The sequence below is a fragment of the Microcoleus sp. bin38.metabat.b11b12b14.051 genome (genome assembly GCF_013299165.1).
Taxonomy (GTDB): Bacteria; Cyanobacteriota; Cyanobacteriia; order Cyanobacteriales; family Microcoleaceae; genus Microcoleus.
On sequence record NZ_JAAFKD010000016.1, the window covers coordinates 94,787 to 108,791 of the forward strand.

At 44.7% G+C, this 14,005-nt stretch carries 12 protein-coding genes; 4 read left to right on the forward strand and 8 right to left on the reverse strand.

From position 1 onward, the window contains the following. Positions 1-189: 189 nt before the first annotated feature. Together QZW47_RS17980 and QZW47_RS17985 are read right to left on the reverse strand one after the other, a co-directional pair. Positions 190-429, reverse strand: coding sequence for a hypothetical protein (locus QZW47_RS17980; RefSeq protein ID WP_293129261.1), 240 nt, complete (start codon positions 427-429; stop codon positions 190-192). A gap of 274 nt (positions 430-703) precedes the next feature. Further along, complete coding sequence (locus tag QZW47_RS17985; protein ID WP_293129262.1) at positions 704-997, reverse strand: hypothetical protein; 294 nt, start codon at positions 995-997, stop codon at positions 704-706. Positions 998-1,336: 339 nt separating this feature from the next. Here QZW47_RS17985 and QZW47_RS17990 point away from each other — a divergent pair, with 339 nt between their 5' ends. Further along, complete coding sequence (locus QZW47_RS17990) at positions 1,337-2,245, forward strand: LysR family transcriptional regulator (protein WP_293129263.1); 909 nt, start codon at positions 1,337-1,339, stop codon at positions 2,243-2,245. A 162-nt stretch (positions 2,246-2,407) separates the two neighbouring features. On the opposite strand, the gene ispD is transcribed toward QZW47_RS17990, so the two are convergent. Then, positions 2,408-3,091 carry a 2-C-methyl-D-erythritol 4-phosphate cytidylyltransferase gene (gene ispD, locus QZW47_RS17995; protein ID WP_293129265.1) on the reverse strand — a complete coding sequence of 228 codons (684 nt, stop codon included), beginning with the start codon at positions 3,089-3,091 and terminating at the stop codon, positions 2,408-2,410. 170 nt (positions 3,092-3,261) lie between these two features. On the opposite strand from ispD, the gene QZW47_RS18000 reads away from it, so the two are divergent. Together QZW47_RS18000 and QZW47_RS18005 are read left to right on the forward strand one after the other, a co-directional pair. Next, a complete protein-coding gene (locus tag QZW47_RS18000) occupies positions 3,262-4,224 on the forward strand; it encodes a glycosyltransferase family 9 protein (protein WP_293129372.1) in 963 nt (320 codons plus the stop codon). A gap of 335 nt (positions 4,225-4,559) precedes the next feature. Continuing rightward, positions 4,560-5,144 carry an HAD family hydrolase gene (locus QZW47_RS18005; RefSeq protein ID WP_293129267.1) on the forward strand — a complete coding sequence of 195 codons (585 nt, stop codon included), beginning with the start codon at positions 4,560-4,562 and terminating at the stop codon, positions 5,142-5,144. Positions 5,145-5,411: 267 nt separating this feature from the next. Here QZW47_RS18005 and QZW47_RS18010 read toward each other — a convergent pair whose 3' ends face one another. The 4 genes from QZW47_RS18010 to QZW47_RS18025 form a co-directional block, all read right to left on the reverse strand. Beyond that, positions 5,412-6,155: an ATP-binding protein gene (locus QZW47_RS18010; protein ID WP_366930894.1), complete on the reverse strand. Its 744-nt coding sequence runs from the start codon at positions 6,153-6,155 to the stop codon at positions 5,412-5,414. Between the two features lie 105 nt (positions 6,156-6,260). Continuing rightward, the gene (locus tag QZW47_RS18015; protein WP_293129271.1) at positions 6,261-7,490 is read right to left on the reverse strand and encodes a response regulator; all 1,230 of its coding nucleotides are present in this window, start codon (positions 7,488-7,490) and stop codon (positions 6,261-6,263) included. A gap of 9 nt (positions 7,491-7,499) precedes the next feature. Further along, the gene (locus QZW47_RS18020; RefSeq protein WP_293129273.1) at positions 7,500-10,448 is read right to left on the reverse strand and encodes a PAS domain S-box protein; all 2,949 of its coding nucleotides are present in this window, start codon (positions 10,446-10,448) and stop codon (positions 7,500-7,502) included. Positions 10,449-10,766: 318 nt separating this feature from the next. Beyond that, positions 10,767-12,056 (reverse strand): aminopeptidase P N-terminal domain-containing protein, encoded by a 1,290-nt coding sequence (locus tag QZW47_RS18025; protein ID WP_293129275.1) that lies wholly within the window; start codon positions 12,054-12,056, stop codon positions 10,767-10,769. 295 nt (positions 12,057-12,351) lie between these two features. Between QZW47_RS18025 and QZW47_RS18030 the strand changes: the two genes are divergently transcribed. Then, positions 12,352-13,566, forward strand: a complete 1,215-nt coding sequence (locus QZW47_RS18030) for a transposase (protein WP_293129374.1) — start codon at positions 12,352-12,354, stop codon at positions 13,564-13,566. On the opposite strand, the gene QZW47_RS18035 is transcribed toward QZW47_RS18030, so the two are convergent. Continuing rightward, positions 13,526-13,960 carry a hypothetical protein gene (locus tag QZW47_RS18035; protein WP_293129276.1) on the reverse strand — a complete coding sequence of 145 codons (435 nt, stop codon included), beginning with the start codon at positions 13,958-13,960 and terminating at the stop codon, positions 13,526-13,528. The genes QZW47_RS18030 and QZW47_RS18035 overlap by 41 nt on opposite strands. Positions 13,961-14,005 lie beyond the last annotated feature (45 nt).

Sequence of the window (14,005 nt, forward strand, 5' to 3'; positions counted from 1 at the left end):
ACCCATACACAATAGACCTGAATTGCCTCAGTCCTTTTAATCAAATTTTGGGGCAGGCGTCTCGCCCACCCCACAAGAGAAAATTATTTTTGTGGGGTAGGCGAGACGCCCGCCTTACCTATTTTTCCAATCTTGTGCCCTCGACGGTGCCCAATCTCAAATCTCAAATCCCATGGTTTGGGTTTTTTGCTACCAGACTGCCAGAATCAGCGGCATATTGTTGAGAGCGGAGATGATAGCAGAATTTTTGCTCGGTGGAAGCGATAATTTTTCTGGGGTTTGCAAGATGATGTCCTGTTTGTCGAGTGTAATCCAAGCAATACCTGACAAAACTTGAACTTCTCGATGAGTTTGAGGCAACCTGTAAACCTCATTTTTCATCACGATTATGCGATCGGGCGCTGCACATTCGGAATATCTTTGAAGCATAGCATCTCCTTGGCAATTAACCATCAAAAATCTACAAAATCTCCCAAAGTATCGCAGGGTTGCGTTCAGCAAAAATCTTGGAAAACCTCAAACAATCTCTAAAATCATGTCCAGTCGATTACCACAAAAAACGGTTCGTAGTGCGGACTTAAGTCCGCAAAAATCTGCGGACTTAAGTCCGCCCCCGCGATCGAACATTATGGCCGTCGAGCGTCGGACACCATATAAAACCCGCCCCCACACAACCAACAATCTCAATCAACCTTTGCCTTAACTATTGGCAATAACGCCGATCGATCCAAGCGCGCATTTCATCATCCGTCGCCGCCCTCTTAGAGCGACCCGTCGCGCGATCGCAACCGTGCCAGCAAGTGTTACCATAGCGATCGCACGTTTGCCAAATTCTGACCTCATTCTCGCCAGATGCAGCGGTGAGCAAACCTTGCCAAATTTGATTCATAGCTGAAAAGAGCGATCGCCCTTTTGGCTTTTTGGTATGTTTAGCTTGTTCGTCAATCGCAACAACGCTCGTTTTTTCCGAAGAGCACGTATTTTGGTAAACAGACATAACAAACACCTTCAACTCCTAAATTCAACAGGAATTGCACACAGCCAATTCAAAATTAAAGCTAAAAACTGCTATAAATCGCTGGCAATTACAGCACAATTTTATCGTTATGCAATTCCTGGGAAACTAAATCTGTTACCTGATGAATTAACCATAACTGTTGGCAAAATAACAATCAAATCATTACTTGCATAGGTTGTATGAATAAAATCGATAGATCAATATACCAACCGCGCCCGACGGTTAGGACGTTATTAATTGCTGAAACCCTTGGCGAAGATTCTTCTTCCCTCTTCCTTCTTCCTTCTTCCTTCTTCCTTCTTCCTTCTAGGAAACGCTATGAATGAAATCAACACGCGGCGGATGAAACTCTCTCAGATTCAGGCTTTGATAGCAGTAGCCGACTGTGAAAACTTTAGCGGAGCGGCTTTGCAAATGGAACTGTCACAATCCGCAGTCAGCCACGCCATCGCCTCTTTAGAAACAGAATTAGGAGTGCAATTGTTCCACCGCGGGCGACACGGCGCTCAACTGACACCGGTGGGGGAAAGAGTGGTGCTTCACGGGCGTCAAATTGTGCGATCGTTAGAAATGATGGTAAAAGAAGCCGATTTAGAGAAAGGTTTGCAGGGAGGCCAAGTACGGATAGTCACGTTTCGCAGCGTCGCAACTCACATCCTACCGGGTATTATCGCCCAATTTCGCGATCGCTATCCCAAGATTGCCGTCAGCATTACCGAAGTGTATTATACCCAGGCTGTGGAAGAAGCTTTGCGATCGGGCAAAGCAGACATCGGCTTTGTCTCTCTTCCCATCTCCGATGAATTTGAAACAACAGAAATTTTGCGGGACAAATATGTGGTGTTGTTGCCGCCAACCGCCAAGTTATCATCTGCTACAATTACCTGGAATGTATTAGCAAATTATCCGCTGATTTTACAGCCACCGGAAACTGCTTGTTCCATACCGCTACGCAAATATTTAGCAACTTCGGAGTTTCCCTTAAATATCGCTTACGAACTCAGCGAAGATTCCACTATTGTCAGTATGGTAATGCAAGGTTTGGGTGCAGCCATTATGCCGCTTTTGGCGGCGGAACCGATTCCTGCTGAAGTGAAAGTTTGCAGTTTACCAGTTCATTTTGAAAGGGTAATTGGGGTGGCTATTTTGAGGGATGCGCTGTTAATTCCTGCCGTATTTGCATTTTTGGATGTAGGATGTAATTACCAGAAAAATTCGGCGGTTTAAACCGCTTTTTGTCAGACCAAACCTGCGGAGACAGGTTAAAGATAATTCGGCGGTTTAAACCGCTTTTTGTCAGACCAAACCTGCGGAGGCAGGTTAAAGATAATTCGGCGGTTTAAACCGCTTCTTGTCAGGCAAAACCTGCCTCCGCAGGTTGAAGATAATTTATCCGAATCTTCCGCGCAAAATGAATTCAGCGACGCTTAAATCAACGGGTGTTGTGACTTTCAAATTCGTCTCTTCGCCCTCGACAATTTGCACTGCTAAACCGCATTTTTCAAACAAAGCCGCATCGTCTGTAACTTCCCAACCCTTGTCTCGCCCTTGCTGGTGACACTGCTTTAACAATTTCACTTCAAATCCTTGGGGAGTCTGGGCCGCCCACAAATTGCTTCTGTCCGGCGTGTCTCGCACGATCCTAGACTCGTCCACCACCTTAATCGTATCCTTGACCGGGACGGCGACAATCAAGCCGGGACAGCTCAAGAGAGCTTCGGCAGATCGATCGAACAATTCAGCAGTAGCCAAACACCGGGCGCCGTCGTGAATCAATACGCGATCGGCATTTGGAGGCAAAGCCTGCAAACCGTTGTAAACTGACTCTTGTCTGGTAGCGCCCCCTTGGATCAGTTCCACCGGCTTCACCAAACCTAAATCGCCGATAATTGCCTTAAAATCTGGAAAATCCCCTGGCTGACCCATAATTCCAATCCAGCTAATCTGCCGCGAAGCTTCAGCAGCAGCCAAAGTCCAACTCAGCAAAGGTTTAGAGAGCAAAGTCAGCAGCAGTTTGTTCCGCTGACTCCCCATCCGTCGCCCCGAACCCGCCGCCGCAATTAATAAGTGCATTAACTAACCCTTCTTCACCCAACAAGGTATATATTAAAAGCGTCCTGTAATTTTCAGTCAGTTGTTTTGCTGTCAGCCAGTAGCTTTTAAATTCTAAAAATACTACAATCTGATAGCTAAAAGCCGATCGCTGAGAGCTACCTCGATAGATAATAGCCCGATCGTTTATGATGCGAATACTAGCACTTGTCCCTGGCGGGATTGGCGACCAAATTTTATTTTTCCCCACCCTCGATGACCTCAAGCAGTCTTATCCTGAGGCTCAGATTGATGTGATCGTGGAACCGAGGGCGAAGGGCGCTTACCGAGTCTGCAAGTCCGTCAAAGAAGTCTTGACGTACAATTTCAAAGACCGCAACGCGATGGCAGATTTGGGCAATTTACTCGGTGTAATTCGCGATCGCGAATACGAAGCAGTTGTTTCCCTCGGCCAGCGGTGGACTGTGGGACTTCTGCTGTGGCTGACCGGCATTCCCCAGAGAATTGGCTATTCGGGAACCAACGGCGCTCGATTTCTCACCGATGCCGTACCTCTGAAAACTGACCAGTACGCGGCTTCAATGTACCACGATTTGCTGCAAGGATTCAACATTCACAATCCTTGTCCTGCGATCGCAATTAATGTACCAAAACAAGACATTCAATGGGCCGAAGCCGAACAGCAGCGGCTGGGAATCAAAGACAGCGGTTACATTCTGATTCACGGCGGTTCCAGTCAATTAGCCATCTCTAAAGGTATTGACAAAATTTACCCGATAGACAACTGGAAACAAATCATCGAAGACTGTCAGCAGCGACAGCCGAATTTACCCGTCGTGGTGGTGAAAGGCCCCGAAGATGAAGCCTTCGTGAAAAAGTTAGTCGAACTCTGTCCCAAGGTAAAAACCATCTCGCCGGATGATGTCGGCAAATTGGCCGCTACCATTGCTGCTGCTAATTTGATGATGTGTACTGACAGCGCGCCAATGCACTTGGCTGTAGCGGTTCAAACTTATACAATAGCTTTGTTCGGCCCGACTGACCCGGCAAAATTGCTACCGCAGGGCGATCGATTTTTGGGCATTAAATCTCCTACTGGCAAAATGGCTGACATTTCTCCTCAAGAGGTTTTGAAGAAGGTTTGGGGGGGCTAAATTTGTTAAACAAAAGGGCGGGTTTTGTACAGGAATTATCTTAGGACTTGCGCGCGGGTGGTCATCACCTTTGTTTTTTACATAAATCCTTCGTTGTAGTTCAGAGATTAGGTAAAAAACTCGGTTTCTTTGACCTTAATGCGTCTAGGACTGTATCTGTATATCTGCAAACTTTTCAATCCTTACCCACCCAGATAATCTCAGGATTTACGCGCGGGTGGCCAGAAACCGGGTTTTTTCACGAAAATACTTTGTTTTCACCCACAGATTCGATAAAAAACCCGGTTTATTTGGTCGTCGATATGTAAATCAGAAAGTTCATAAATTAGAATTATATGAAACGAGCAGTATTTCTCGATCGCGATGGCGTCCTAAATATCGAAGCTGGCTACATTCACAAACTAGAAGATTTGCATTTAATCCCCGGCACAGCTAAGGCTGTACGCCGTTTAAATGACAGAGAAATATTTTGCTGTTTAGTTTCAAATCAGTCCGGCCCGGCGAGGGGTTATTATCCAGTCAGCCACGTTGAAGCTTTGCACCAACGCCTGTGTTTATTATTAGAAAAAGAAGCTGGAGCGAGGTTAGATGCTCTTTATTACTGTCCTTATTTGAGCGAATCAGAAGGCGGAACCAACCCGGAATTTACACGATATACGACTTGGCGAAAACCGAATACGGGGATGTTAGTTGCGGCAGCTTGGGAACACGATCTGGATTTGCAAAATAGTTTTATGGTGGGGGATAAAGCGACTGATGTCGATCTGGCTCATAATGCTGGCTGTACTGGTATTTTGGTGCAGACTGGTTACGGCGAAAGCGTGTTGAGCGGCGAGTACCAGCACCATACTAAACCGGACTTTATTGCTGCAAATTTAGCTGCCGGGGTTGAGTGGATTTTGCAACACTTTGATGATTGAGTCTGCGAGCAAATAAACATCAGATATCTGGTAAAAGTCTTTTTAATCAAATTTGGGAACAGGCAAGATGCCTGTTCCACAATAAAAAATTCATGTGGAACAGGCAAGATGCCTGTTCCCAGCTATTTTTGCAATCTTGTCTATTGCAGGTTCGGGACGGGCTAGAAGCCCATCCCACAACAAAAAAAATTGTGGGATGGGCTTCTAGCCCGTCCTAATTATATTGACAATTCAAATCTAAGCTGCAAGACTTTTTCACGGTGAATCTCATTTTGCTGCCTCACAGACTCGCTGATGTATAGGAATTTGAATCAAAAACTTAGTTCCTTGGCCTACTGTAGAGAAACATTCTAGCTTACCGCCATGTTTTTCGGTGATGATTTGATAGCTGATTGCCATCCCCATGCCGGTTCCTTTGCCCACGGGCTTAGTTGTGAAAAATGGATCGAAGATTTTCTGTTTCACCGATTCAGGCATTCCCGATCCATTGTCGGTGATGTCAATTTCTACCCAGTCTGAACCTAACATGGTAGTATGGATAATAATTTGATTGGGGCGGGCTTTGATTTGTTGGTAAGTACGCTGGGCATTCACGTCATCGAACGCATCGATCGCATTTGCCAAAATATTCATCACCACCTGATTTAATTGTCCGGGGTAACATTCGACCAGAGGCAACTGACTGTAGTCCAGAATCACTTCGATATCAGGGGTCTCCGTCTTAGCTTTGAAGCGATGTCGCAGAATCAGCAATGTACTGTCAATCCCTTCATGAATGTCAACCGCTTTAAATTGGGCTTCATCAAGCCGAGAAAAGTTTCGCAGCGATACGACAATTTCCCGAATCCGATTGGTGCCAATTTCCATAGAAGACAACATTTTTCGCACATCTTCTACCATAAATTCCCGATCGATTTCCTCAGCTAAGGCGCGAATTTCTGGATCTTCACTCGGATAGCGCTGTTCGTAGAGGCGGAGCATCCGCAGCAAATCTTCGGTGTAATCATTCAAAGGCCCAATGTTGCCGTGGATAAAGTTGACTGGATTGTTGATCTCATGGGCAACCCTTTGAAGTAGAAAGCAACCAGCCGCTGTTGAGTGCAAGTTTTGTTTCGCTCATATATTATCTGACTGAATTTTGGACGCAAGAGCCACGTAAGGAAGAGCCACGGTAAAGGTTGTGCCAACACCGATTTTGCTTTCGCAGGCGATCGTACCTCCTTGCAAATCCACAGCTTTTTTAACAATCGTCAATCCCAAACCGCTACCTTTAATTTTTTCAGTATTCTTGCAGCGGTAGAACATTTCAAATATTTTCCCTAATTCGGTTTCTGGGATGCCCATACCTTCGTCTCGGATGCGGATGATTAGTAACGAATAATTATTATTTTTAAATTTAGAATTGGCAAACAAATACTGAGGAGACAAGCAGAATTTAGCTTCTTTGTCTCCCTCACTGGCTAGACAGTATTCCAACTCCAACGTGACTTTGCCACCGTTTGGGGAATATTTAATCGCGTTGACGATTAAGTTAGAAATAATGCAGTGCAGCAATTTTTGATCTAACATCGCGCTGGTGACGCTGGATGGGATTAATATTAGTTTGTGCTTGGCTTCATTTCCTAATTGCAATTGATCCAGCAAATCTTGACAATATTCTACTAAATTTATCGGTAATGGATGGCATTTAAGTTTACCTGATTCTGCTCGGCCCATGAACAGCATATCGTCGATTAGCTGGTTCATTTTTTGGGTAGCTGAGTGCACTAGGCGGATGGTTTTGACTTGGGATTCGTCACTGCTGCGAGTGCGATCGATCTTGAGGAGTTCCGCAGAGATTAAAATTGTGTTGAGCGGGTTACGCAATTCGTGGGCAGCCATTGATATATATTGGTTTTGGCGCTGCGATTTTTCTTCCACCGACTCTCGGGCGGCTTCCGAATCTTTGAGAGCCGATCGCATCTTGGCTTCGATTTCGTGCCTGTGCAGGGCAATCTCGATCGCCACCCGCAAATCATTTTGTTGAAATGGTTTAATAATATAACCGAATGGGTCTGTCAGTTTCGCTCTTTGCAGGGTTTTATCGTCTGCATAAGCTGTTAAAAATATTGTTGGTACATTTACTTGGCTTCTGATTTTTTCGGCGGCTGTCACGCCATCCATCTCACCTTTAAGCACGATATCCATCAGCACTAAATCCGGCTGATTTTCTGCTACTTTTTCTATAGCTTCTTCTCCAGAAGCTACTGTAGCTGTTACTGAATAACCCAGTTTCTTCAATCTGCCCGCTATGTCCTCGGCGACAATAATTTCGTCTTCAACTACCAGAATTTTTATAGAGTTCATATTCTTGTCTTAAATGCGCCGCCGATATTTTAACTCAGGGAAACTAATATGGTAACAAGTCCCGCACTCAGTGTCAACAACAATATTTCCCTCTAATTGCTGAGTCAACATCCGCACTAATCGCAATCCTAATGTTTCGCTAGTCCCCACATCAAATCCTGCCGGAAATCCGCTGCCGTTATCTTGAATAATTAAGTAAAATTGCTGAGGGTTTATTTCACTAAAATTAATATTAATTTCCCCTGATGAAGTTTTATTGAAAGCATATTTTAAAGAATTAGAAACCAATTCGTTAATAATTAACCCGCAAGGAATTGCTGTTTCTATGTTTAAATAAATGGGATCCATGTTAAGATTGAATTGGATGGAACTGTTGCCGCAACCAAAAGATTGATACAAATTAGCAACCAAGTTTTCGACATAGGGGGGGAGGTCTATGCGATCGAGATGTTCCGATTGATAAAGTTGCTCGTGAATCAAAGCCATTGAATGGATGCGGGTTTGGCTTTCTTGAAATAAAGCTAGCGTCGGTTCGTCTTCAATGTATTGAGCTTGAAGTTGCAGCAGGCTGGAAACTACCTGCATATTATTTTTGACTCGGTGGTGAATTTCTTTGAGCAATACTTCTTTTTCGCGGAGTGCTGCTTGGATGCGGGCCTCAGTAAATTTACGATCGCTAATATCTTCGCAAATACCAGCAAGCCGATAAATTTGCCCAGATTCGTCATAAATGGGAAAAGCTCGATCGCACACCCAGCGAATTGTGCCATCTGGCAGAAAAATCCGATATTCGGTACTGGTAGACTCGCCCTCCAACACTCGCGGAAGGCTCTCTTGCAACAACTGTAGATCCTCTGGATGCACAAACTCCATCCATTTTATAGGCTCAGCATACAATTCTTCGCGACTGCGCCCCCAGATTTGTTCGTAAGCTGGGCTCAGATACAATAAATCGGTGAAATCAACAGAAAGTAGCCAGAAGGAATCTTGGATATTTTCTGCTAGCTGGCGGAAGCGTTCTTCACTTTCACGGATCGCTTTTTCTGCCTGTTTGCGATCGCTGATATCTTCTGCAATACCAACAACACGATAAACTTCACCAGCTTGATTTCTAATCGGAAAAGCCCGATCGCGAATCCAGCGAATTTCACCATCCGGCCTGACAATTCGATATTCTATCTCCTTTTCAGCTAAAATTTTTTGAGTGAAGGTAGCCATAATGCGAGATCTGTCTTCTGGATGGATAGAATCTGCACAAAAGCGCCCGGAAGCATACAACTCATCGCAGCTTCTCCCCCAGACTTTTGCGTAACCCGGACTGATATAAACCATTTTCTGCGGTTGAACGTCTACCATCCAAAACACGCTTTCAATATTTTCGGCTAGCTGTCGGAACCTTTCTTCGCTTTCCTTGAGTGCTGCTTCGGCTTGTTTGCGATCGCTGATATCTTCTATAACTGCTACATTGTAAACTGCCCCACTCAATGGTTCTTCAACGATAGAAACAGTTATGTTTACCCAGATTAAAGAACCATCTTGGCAAACCAAGCGTTTTTCCAGATTGAAACAGTCAAATTCCCTGGCAAACAATCTGTTATTTTTATGGGAGTCTGAATCTATATCTTCCCAATAAGTGACATCCATCCAAGTTCGGCACAGCAATTGGGCCGCACTATATCCCAAAATATTGCAGAATTTTTGGTTAACTCGCAAATAGCGCCCATTTTTGTCACAGTGGGTAATGCCGACTGCTGCTTGTTCGACAGTTGCGCGAAAGCGTTCTTCACTATCTCTGAGTGCTGCTTCTGCTTTTTTGCGATCGGTAATCTCGCGCTGCACGCCAAAATGCCCGACGATTCTGCGGTGGGAATCGTAAATGCAAATATAGTCGCCTTCCACCCAAATTTGAGTACCATCAAACTTGCGATTGTCACATTCGATATGACTTCTGCCAGCATCAAACAATTGTTTGATGATCTCTCTAGCACCAGCCAAGTTGTGGCCTAAGAAAGAGTTAAGCGTCAGACTACTTAACTCTTCCCTAGTAGTTCCATATTGAGCTACAAAAGCATCGTTTGCCTTCGTCACCCGCCCGTTAGCAAATACATAATCTAAGACTTGTTCTTTGTCAACTGTATCGTCCCAGCGCAGGGGTTCGTCCAGCATCATAAAGAAAAAACCATCTAAAGATTGAGAAAAAAACAATTCTAGCTGTTGCTGGCTTTCCCGCAAAAATTCTTCGGTGCGCCAGCGATCGATAATTTCTTCCCGCAATTGTTGGTTAGCTATTCTTAAATCTTCACTACGCTTTTGATATTTTATTTCAAGTTCATTTTTCAGCCGTCGCAGCGCGAATTCAGCCTGTTTTTTTTCGCTAATATCTTGAGTAACTACCATGCCAGCAAAAATTTGTTCTCGGTCGTTTTTGAGCGGAGAAATTGTTGTTGAATAAAATCTGTCGCGGTATTTGTATTCAAAATTATTCTCTTCTCCTGCTAAAGCTGCGCGATATTTCGCCTCAAAAAGTTCTAAATCTTCTGGTGGCGATACTTCCCACAATGTTTTGCCTTCCAACAGTTCTTTGGACAAACCAACTACTGCCAAACCTTTACCGTCAGCCAGAGTATAACGCAAATCGCGATCGAACAAAAACACCGAACCATTCGGATAGTGTTTGATAATAGTTCGGTACATTTCCTGGCTTTTTTCCAGAGACGCGATTAACTGAGTTCGATCGTCTGCGTGCTCCAATTCAGTTGTGGAACCCGAGGAGTCAGCATTCTCCACTGCTTTGAGTTGTGCTGCTAATTTCCGGCACAATTCTCTCTGCTGTTGCAAATCCTCTTCGAGTTGCCGAATTTTTGCGCTTTGCTCTGCGACTAATGCTTCGCAGCTTTCGAGAGGTCGATTCTCTACGGGATAGCTACGCCGCGCGTACTCTGTGGGATCAATACACATATAGCAATTCTCACGCTTTGTGAGGTACAGATTGGTAATTGGTAATTGGGAATGGGTAATTGGTAATTGGGAATTGGCGAGACAACTGGCGAGTATCTCACGAAAATTTAGAACGGCTGTAGTGACTCTTTGTTTTGCAGTTGGGGACTTAACTTTTGTCCAGCTTAGCATTAATACGACTAGCGCCCAAAAAATGTTTGAGGCGCTACTTATAGCGGTACGCACTGCAAACCCTAAATAATTAGGTTATGAGTCCAATACTGTGATTACTTTCTTTCTTCCCTCTTCCTTCTTCCGACTTCCATCGGACTTCTTCCTTCATTTGGGAACGCCCGCCGTCAAGACTTCGTGACTGTCAACAGTCACCAAAACATCATCTTCAATTCTCACACCAATACCGCGCCATTTTTCAGGAACCTCCGGCTGTCCTTCAACAGGTTTAATATAAGGAGAAATATAAATCCCTGGTTCCACTGTCAGCACTTGTCCCGCCTGCAAAAGTTGCGGATTTTCGCCGTATTGGTAAACACCGACATCGTGCACGTCCAATCCCAGCCAGTGACCAGTACGGTGCATATAAAACGGCTTGTATTTCTCCTCTTTAATTATCTCTTCTATGTCGCCCACCAAAAGTTTTAAATCCATTAAACCTTCCACCAAAACGCGCACTGCTGTTTCGTGAATTTTGCTGTAAGGATTTCCCGGATATACTTGACTGATTGCCTGCAACTGTGCTTGCAAAACTAAGTCGTAAATTATCTTTTGTTCGGTGGTGAATTTGCCGCTGACGGGAAAGGTGCGAGTAATATCGGCGTTGTAGTAGTCGCAAGCACAACCTGCATCTATTAGCAGCAAATCGTTTTCCTGCATTTGGCGGTTGTTTTCGATGTAGTGGAGGACGCAGGAATTGTTACCGGATGCCACAATTGAAGGATAAGCGGGAGTGCCGCCATTCATGCCAAAAATATGTTCGATTTCTGCTTGAATTTCGTATTCGTACTTGCCTGGTTTGGCAAATTCTCGGGCGCGGTTGTGGGCGACAACTGAGATATTAGCGGCTTTACGCATTAAGGCTAATTCTGTTTCGCTTTTTACCAGCCGCATCGGGTGTAAAATGATGTTGGAATCTTCGATCGCTGTGGGGCCTGTACCGCGTTTGGGGTAGGTGCGGATCAAGCTTTGCCAGTGATTGAGCACTGTTTGGTCGAAATTACGATCGCGCCCGAAGTGATAATATATGCGATCGGCTTTTTCTAAATATTTGGGCAATTTTTCCGCAAGTTCGGCGATGGGAAACGCTTCAGCAGCGCCGTACAACTCTTTAGCGCCTTCAACTCCAGCGCGATAACCGTGCCAAGTTTCTTTTTCCAAGTCTTTTGGCTGCACAAACAGAACAAATTTGTGTTCTTCGTGGTGGGGGGCGAGCACTGCTACGGCCTGGGCTTCGTTGAAACCAGTTAAGTAGAAAAAATCGCTATCTTGTCGGTAGGCGTATTCAACATCGTTGTGCATGACGGCTGCGGGCGCACTGCGAAATATCGCCGTCCCGCTGCCAATTTTTGCCATTAACTGTTCGCGCCTTTGCCGGTATTCGCTGGGGTGAGTCATTCGATTTTAGATTTTAGATTTTAGATTTTAGATTGCACCTACAGAAGAAGTATGGTGCGCGGTTAACTAACCGTAGGGTGCGTCAGGGGGGATAATTTTTGAGCAGGCTGTCAAAATATTGAACCCCTGACGCACCCTACAATAATTGCAATAACTCGATCGCCATTTTAAGCTTATTCGAGCCAATTTACCGGAAAGTTGGGTCTAAAGCCCCGTCCTTCGCTTGACGGCTGGATTTTTCAGCAAATTGACGGTCGCTAGGAATAGCGTACAATTAAACAGGAGGATCAAACAAGTGTTTAATTTAACCTACGAGTTCAAACTGAAACCAACCACCAAACAAGCAGCAATCTTTGAAGATTGGCTCGAACTTTGCCGTCGCGTGTATAACTACGCACTGGCAGAGCGCAAGCATTGGTTTCAGTCTCGTAGTTGTCAAATTAACGCTTGTTCTATCCGTTCCGAGTTCATCATTCCAGCAGAGGCAAAGCGACCAACTTATGCAATTCAGTGCAATGCGTTAACAGCGTATAGAAAAACGAGCATCGACTTACAGCAAGTGCAGTCACAAGTGTTACAACAAACACTAAAAAGGCTAGAAAAAGCTTTTGTCAGTATGTGGGAACAAAATCATGGTTTTCCTAGGTTTAAAAAAGCTGGGAAAATGCGTTCTTTTGTGTTTCCACAATTGGCTGCTAGTCCACTCCAAGGCCAAGCAATAAAACTCCCGAAAATTGGCTTAGTTAAGTTCCGAAAATCGCGCCCAATTCCAGATGGTGCAAAGATTAAGCAAGCAAGAGTAGTCCGTAAAAATAGCGGTTGGTATGTGCTGTTGAGCCTGCAATGGGACGTATCCGTTCCGAGTGCGATGCCTCATGGTGAAGGACTGGGCATTGATGTTGGTTTAACCAATTTCATGGCAACTTCGGACGGGCTGTTAGTCAAGCGCCAACGATTTTTCATTGACGCGCAACGCCAGCTTAAATTGCTGCAACAGCGTGTCAGTAGAAAAAAAACTGGATCGAATAACTGGAAAAAAGCTCAGAAACAAGTTGCCAAGCTGCACGAATACATCGCTAACAGCCGGAAAGACTGGCACTGGAAATTAGCACACCAGCTTGCGGGAAATGCAGGCATGATTTTTGTCGAAGACTTGAACTTAATCGGGTTGTCTAGAGGAATGTTAGGCAAACATTGCTTAGACGCCGGCTGGGGTCAATTTTTGGCAATACTAGAACAAGCTTGCTTTAAACATGGCGTGTACTTTCAAAAAGTGGACGCAATAAAAACCAGTCAAATTTGCCCTAATTGCGGTGTTGAAACAGGTAAAAAAGAGTTATCCGAGCGTACTCATGTTTGTTCCAATTGTGGCTATACAACGGATAGAGACGTTGCAGCAGCACAAGTAGTCTTAATGAGAGGGCTTGCAGCCGTAGGGCATACGGTGAAGATGCTTGGTGAGGGTAAATTCATTGGAATCCCTGCGAACCAAGAATCCTCTCGGCTTTAGCAAGGGGAGTGTCACAGGTATAGTCAACCAGCTTTGACAAAGATGAGTTGCGATCGACCAAAGTCCATCTCGGATCGAAATTCGACCAATTTTCGCCATCTTGGCTAACTCGGACAGTTCTAAACTCTCGCAGTCGGCAATTAACTTCCATCTGCGCCTGCATTTTCTCGTTACTAAATTGCTGAGTTCCTAAAACAGTTCTCACAGCATAAGAGGGAGCACCGGGAAAATTAGATTTACTTGATTTAACGCTGCTGGGGTCGATGCAAATATCTACAAAGCATCTTAATTTTTCGGCGCTGGCGCTCAAAGTATTGACGTAGACAAAAATCAAACTCGCTATAAAAAAGCTTGAGAAATTCTTAATTTTATGTATGGAAAATCGAGTTTTCATCTGCGTTAATTTGCGTTCATCTGCGGTTGCTCTCTCAAAAATCAA

Bases quoted from the DNA above. Each gene is read 5' to 3' on its own strand.
- QZW47_RS17980 (WP_293129261.1), bottom strand. From the start codon at position 429: ATGCTTCAAAGATATTCCGAATGTGCAGCGCCCGATCGCATAATCGTG.
- QZW47_RS17985 (WP_293129262.1), bottom strand. From the start codon at position 997: ATGTCTGTTTACCAAAATACGTGCTCTTCGGAAAAAACGAGCGTTGTT.
- QZW47_RS17990 (WP_293129263.1), top strand. From the start codon at position 1,337: ATGAATGAAATCAACACGCGGCGGATGAAACTCTCTCAGATTCAGGCT.
- ispD (WP_293129265.1), bottom strand. From the start codon at position 3,091: ATGCACTTATTAATTGCGGCGGCGGGTTCGGGGCGACGGATGGGGAGT.
- QZW47_RS18000 (WP_293129372.1), top strand. From the start codon at position 3,262: ATGCGAATACTAGCACTTGTCCCTGGCGGGATTGGCGACCAAATTTTA.
- QZW47_RS18005 (WP_293129267.1), top strand. From the start codon at position 4,560: ATGAAACGAGCAGTATTTCTCGATCGCGATGGCGTCCTAAATATCGAA.
- QZW47_RS18015 (WP_293129271.1), bottom strand. From the start codon at position 7,490: ATGAACTCTATAAAAATTCTGGTAGTTGAAGACGAAATTATTGTCGCC.
- QZW47_RS18020 (WP_293129273.1), bottom strand. From the start codon at position 10,448: ATGTGTATTGATCCCACAGAGTACGCGCGGCGTAGCTATCCCGTAGAG.
- QZW47_RS18025 (WP_293129275.1), bottom strand. From the start codon at position 12,056: ATGACTCACCCCAGCGAATACCGGCAAAGGCGCGAACAGTTAATGGCA.
- QZW47_RS18035 (WP_293129276.1), bottom strand. From the start codon at position 13,960: ATGAAAACTCGATTTTCCATACATAAAATTAAGAATTTCTCAAGCTTT.